Annotated in this window: 2 tRNA genes and 3 rRNA genes; all 5 read right to left on the minus strand. The window is 48.3% G+C overall.

The annotated features are described in order from the left end of the window. Positions 1-56 precede the first annotated feature (56 nt). The 5 genes from rrf to DBR40_RS26325 all read right to left on the minus strand — a co-directional run bounded on the left by rrf (position 57) and on the right by DBR40_RS26325 (position 5,366). A 5S ribosomal RNA gene (rrf, locus tag DBR40_RS26305) occupies positions 57-168 on the minus strand. Positions 169-250: 82 nt separating this feature from the next. Next, a 23S ribosomal RNA gene (locus tag DBR40_RS26310) occupies positions 251-3,127 on the minus strand. Positions 3,128-3,492: 365 nt separating this feature from the next. Further along, positions 3,493-3,569: transfer RNA gene (locus DBR40_RS26315), tRNA-Ala, on the minus strand. A gap of 17 nt (positions 3,570-3,586) precedes the next feature. Beyond that, positions 3,587-3,661, minus strand: a tRNA-Ile gene (locus DBR40_RS26320). A 183-nt stretch (positions 3,662-3,844) separates the two neighbouring features. Beyond that, positions 3,845-5,366 (minus strand): 16S ribosomal RNA (locus DBR40_RS26325). The 16S, 23S and 5S rRNA genes sit together here with 2 tRNA genes alongside, the layout of an rRNA operon. Between the last annotated feature and the right edge of the window lie 581 nt (positions 5,367-5,947).

A 5,947-nucleotide genomic window follows, 5' to 3' on the forward strand; every position in this document is an offset into this window, starting at 1 on the left:
AAATGCTATAAACGAAGAAAACCCTTTAACAGTTTTGTTAAAGGGTTTCTTATAAGATTTGGCACCGACCTACTCTCCCACGTGTTACCGCAGTACCATCGGCTCTGGTGGGCTTAACTTCTCTGTTCGGAATGGGAAGAGGTGGACACCACCGATATAGGCACCTAAATTTCTTTAGATAAGCTATCTCGAGCTTAAATGACATATTATTGAAAGAAGTTAGTTTGAAGAACAAACAACAGTCTGTTTGCTTTGAAAGCTTCGGATGATTAGTACTACTCGACTGTGCTGTCACCAGCTTTACATCTGTAGCCTATCAACGTAGTAGTCTGCTACGGTCCTATATGGAATTCTCATCTCGTGGCTAGTTTCGCACTTAGATGCTTTCAGCGCTTATCTATTCCCAGCGTAGCTACTCTGCAATGCCCCTGGCGGAACAACAGATTCACTAGAGGCTAGTCCAACCCGGTCCTCTCGTACTAAGGTCAGCCCCACTCAAAATTCCTACGCCCACAACAGATAGGGACCGAACTGTCTCGCGACGTTCTGAACCCAGCTCGCGTGCCACTTTAATCGGCGAACAGCCGAACCCTTGGGACCTTCTCCAGCCCCAGGATGTGACGAGCCGACATCGAGGTGCCAAACCTCCCCGTCGATATGAGCTCTTGGGGGAGATCAGCCTGTTATCCCCAGCGTACCTTTTATCCTTTGAGCGATGGCCCTTCCATGCAGAACCACCGGATCACTATATCCGTCTTTCGACCCTGATCGACCTGTATGTCTCACAGTCAAGCAAGCTTATGCTATTGCACTCCTCATACGGTTACCAAGCGTATTGAGCTTACCTTTGAAAGCCTCCGTTACCTTTTTGGAGGCGACCACCCCAGTCAAACTACCCATCAAACAATGTCTCCCGCTGAGCGGGATTAGACACCGAATACAGAAAGGGTGGTATTTCAACGTTGGCTCCACGACGCCTAGCGACGCCGCTTCAAAGCCTCCCACCTATCCTACACATCCTGTACCCAATGTCAATGTTAAATTGTAGTGAAGGTGCATGGGGTCTTTCCGTCCCGTTGCGGGTACCCGGCGTCTTCACCGGGACCACAATTTCACCGAGCTCATGGCTGAGACAGCGCCCAGATCGTTACACCATTCGTGCAGGTCGGAACTTACCCGACAAGGAATTTCGCTACCTTAGGACCGTTATAGTTACGGCCGCCGTTTACTGGGGCTTCGATTCAATGCTTCTCCTTGCGGATGACATCCCCTCTTAACCTTCCAGCACCGGGCAGGTGTCAGGCCTTATACTTCATCTTTCGATTTTGCAAAGCCATGTGTTTTTGTTAAACAGTCGCCTGGGCCTTTTCACTGCGGCTTACATTGCTGCAAGCGCCCCTTCTCCCGAAGTTACAGGGCCATTTTGCCGAGTTCCTTAGCCATGATTCACTCGAGCACCTTAGAATCCTCTTCCCGGATACCTGTGTCGGTTTGCGGTACGGGTTTTTATAACCTGAAGCTTAGCGGTTTTTCTTGGAAGTCTGATTACCTGCGCTATCCACTCAGCCGAAGCCTCGCGGTACTATCAGTTTTCAGCACCGTTGGCGGATTTGCCTACCATCGGTATACCTACAACCTTTAACGATCTATTCCGTCAGATCGCGGCAGTGTCACTACTCCGTCCCCACATCGCAGTTATAAAAAGTACTGGAATATTAACCAGTTGTCCATCGAATTTCCCCTTCGGGTTCTCCTTAGGTCCCGACTAACCCTGATCCGATTAGCGTTGATCAGGAAACCTTATCCTTTCGGTGGGCGGGTTTCTCGCCCGCCTTATCGTTACTTATGCCTACATTTGCTTTTCTAGAAGCTCCAGCACCCATTACCAGATACCTTCACTGCCGCTAGAATGCTCCCCTACCGATATATTTCAATCCCATAGCTTCGGTGTACAATTTAATGCCCGTTTATTATCCATGCCCGATCGCTCGACTAGTGAGCTGTTACGCACTCTTTAAATGAATGGCTGCTTCCAAGCCAACATCCTAGCTGTCTGTGCAATCGGACCTCGTTAGTTCAACTTAACTGTAACTTGGGGACCTTAGCTGATGGTCTGGGTTCTTTCCCTCTCGGCGCGTGACCTTAGCACCCCGCGCCTCACTGCCGACTATATTATATAGCATTCGGAGTTTGTCTGGATTTGGTAGGATTTGACTCCCCCGCACCCAATCAGTAGCTCTACCTCTATATAACTCAACGTCGACGCTGTTCCTAAAAACATTTCGGGGAGTACGAGCTATTTCCCAGTTTGATTAGCCTTTCACCCCTACCCACAGATCATCCGGAAACTTTTCAACGTTTATCGGTTCGGTCCTCCAGTACGTGTTACCGCACCTTCAACCTGTCCATGGGTAGATCACAAGGTTTCGCGTCTACCTCCTCTGACTATACGCCCTATTCAGACTCGCTTTCGCTTCGGATCCGTGCCTGAAGCACTTAACCTTGCCAGAGAAGAGTAACTCGTAGGCTCATTATGCAAAAGGCACGCCGTCACGCAACTTGTACGCTCCGACCGCTTGTAAGTACACGGTTTCAGGTTCTATTTCACTCCCCTGTTCGGGGTTCTTTTCACCTTTCCCTCACGGTACTGGTTCACTATCGGTCTCTCAGGAGTATTTAGCCTTACCGGATGGTGCCGGCAAATTCCCACAAGGCGTCTCCGACCTCGCGGTACTCAGGATACTGCTAGGCTAGCATTCTATACGTGTACTGGGCTATCACCATGTATCGCCGGGCTTCCCATCCCGTTCCACTTCTGTTTGCTAATGCCACGTTGCAGTCCTACAACCCCCACTTTGCCGTAACAAAGTAGGTTTGGGCTCTTTCCCTTTCGCTCGCCACTACTCAGGAAATCATTGTTATTTTCTCTTCCTCTGCTTACTTAGATGTTTCAGTTCGGCAGGTTTGCTCATTATATGTGACATGTCTTCAACATGCCGGGTTGCCCCATTCGGAAATCTTCGGATCAATTCCTATTTGCAAATACCCGAAGCTTATCGCAGCTTATCACGTCCTTCATCGCCTCTGAGAGCCAAGGCATCCCCCGTGTACTCTTTATTACTTTCTTCTACTCATGCGCCTTTTGCGCCGCATGGTATGCTTTTTTGCTCTTGTTATGATGTCTCATACCCCTCATCTGATTGCTCATTTGAGTGGTGAGCACAAACACAACAGTCGCCTATTGTTGTTTGCTCTTCTTTTTTAACTTCTTCCAATATGTCAAAGAACTTTACTGAGGCTGAAAACCGAAGGTATAAAAGGCTAGGGTGTCATGTGCCCTTCCTTAAGCTTCGTATCAGCTTCGTTAGTAAAAAACTGCGGTCTCGAACCGTTTTCCGATGTCCTTCTTTTGTTGTACATCAGTGCCCCATGGCGTTTCTTCTTTTCTTAATTATGTCAATGTAGACCATCAATCCTGACAGTGTATGTATTTGGTGGAGAATAACGGAGTCGAACCGTTGACCTCCTGCGTGCAAGGCAGGCGCTCTAGCCAGCTGAGCTAATCCCCCAAAAGGTTATTTTAATGTAGTCCCGTCCAGATTTGAACTGGAGACCCCTACATTATCAGTGTAGTGCTCTAACCAGGCTGAGCTACGGGACTATGGTTTAAGGCAAGCGCTTCGCAGTATATAGTACCTTACCGCTACTGCTTCCTTTGGCTTACCCCTTCTTTAAGTTCCGTTAAGCTTACCTTTATAGTAGCCCACCGTTTTCTTCTGGGTGTTTCTTGTTTCTCTTGTTGTGAAATATCATGTTGCGAAGCGAGTAGGTGACGCTACTCCAGAAAGGAGGTATTCCAGCCGCACCTTCCGGTACGGCTACCTTGTTACGACTTAGCCCCAGTTACCGGTTTTACCCTAGGACGCTCCTTGCGGTTACATACTTTAGGTACCCCCAGCTTCCATGGCTTGACGGGCGGTGTGTACAAGGCCCGGGAACGTATTCACCGCGTCATTGCTGATACGCGATTACTAGCGAATCCAACTTCATGGGGTCGAGTTGCAGACCCCAATCCGAACTGTGAATGGCTTTGTGAGATTCGCATCATATTGCTATGTAGCTGCCCTCTGTACCATCCATTGTAGCACGTGTGTAGCCCCGGACGTAAGGGCCATGATGACTTGACGTCGTCCCCTCCTTCCTCTCTGTTTGCACAGGCAGTCTGTTTAGAGTCCCCATCATTACATGCTGGCAACTAAACATAGGGGTTGCGCTCGTTGCGGGACTTAACCCAACACCTCACGGCACGAGCTGACGACAGCCATGCAGCACCTAGTTTCGTGTGATTGCTCACTGATCTATCTCTAAATCATTCACTAACTTTCAAGCCCGGGTAAGGTTCCTCGCGTATCATCGAATTAAACCACATGCTCCTCCGCTTGTGCGGGCCCCCGTCAATTCCTTTGAGTTTCACCCTTGCGGGCGTACTCCCCAGGTGGAACACTTAACGCTTTCGCTTAGCCGCTGACTGTGTATCGCCAACAGCGAGTGTTCATCGTTTAGGGCGTGGACTACCAGGGTATCTAATCCTGTTTGATCCCCACGCTTTCGTGCCTCAGCGTCAATAAGACCATAGTAAGCTGCCTTCGCAATCGGTGTTCTGAGACATATCTATGCATTTCACCGCTACTTGTCTCATTCCGCCTACCTCTAGTCCATTCAAGCCCATCAGTATCAAGGGCACTGCGATAGTTGAGCTACCGTCTTTCACCCCTGACTTAACAGGCCGCCTACGCACCCTTTAAACCCAATAAATCCGGATAACGCTTGGATCCTCCGTATTACCGCGGCTGCTGGCACGGAGTTAGCCGATCCTTATTCTTCCGGTACATTCAGCTACTTACACGTAAGTAGGTTTATTCCCGGATAAAAGCAGTTTACAACCCATAGGGCAGTCTTCCTGCACGCGGCATGGCTGGTTCAGAGTTGCCTCCATTGACCAATATTCCTTACTGCTGCCTCCCGTAGGAGTCTGGTCCGTGTCTCAGTACCAGTGTGGGGGGCCATCCTCTCAGATCCCCTAGTCATCGTCGCCTTGGTGGGCCGTTACCCCGCCAACTAGCTAATGACACGCATGCCCATCTTTATCCTATAAATATTTGATCATTGAATAATGCTATCCTGTGATTTTATGCGGTGTTAATCCGGATTTCTCCGGGCTATCCCCCTGATAAAGGTAGGTTGCATACGCGTTACGCACCCGTGCGCCACTTTCATAAAGAGCAAGCCCTTTAATCGCGTTCGACTTGCATGTATTAGGCCTGCCGCTAGCGTTCATCCTGAGCCAGGATCAAACTCTCCATTGTAAAATGTTGTTTTGATTCTGACCAGTTTTAACTATTGTTAAAAATAGTCTTCTTTTGTTTTGTCTGTTAGACATCACCTTTAAAATAAAGCTCCTTAATCATGTACTTCGACCAGTACTTCATTAAACCCGCTTTCGCTACATTGACATCTCTTTTAAGAACTTATCGGCATCACCTCGCGGTTGCCTTTCTATATATCTTCAGGGTTTGGTTTCTGCCGGTCTTATTCGTCCCGCATTCAGTTTTCGCCTGTTTCAATCTTTTTTCGTTTGCTTTCCGCGACATCCGCCGCTCAGCTTTTTTACCCTTCCTTATCGTTGGGAGTGCAAAGGTAGGAATCTTTTTTTAACTTCCAAATAAAATAATTTTTATTTTTTCGTTTTATTTTTTCCTGCTTCCCACTATTTCAAGTGCCGGTTTTATCCAGCTTCCCTCTCCTTCAGGAGCGGGCTGCAAAGGTAACAATCTTTTTCCTTCATGCAAGCTTTATTTTAAAATAAATCTCGCCCCATCCTCACCATTGTACGCTTTTCAACTAATCCCCTCTCCTTCCGAGCGGGTTGCAAAGGTAGGAAAAATTA

This window comes from Pedobacter sp. KBW01 (genome assembly GCF_003852395.1).
Lineage (GTDB): Bacteria > Bacteroidota > Bacteroidia > Sphingobacteriales > Sphingobacteriaceae > Pedobacter.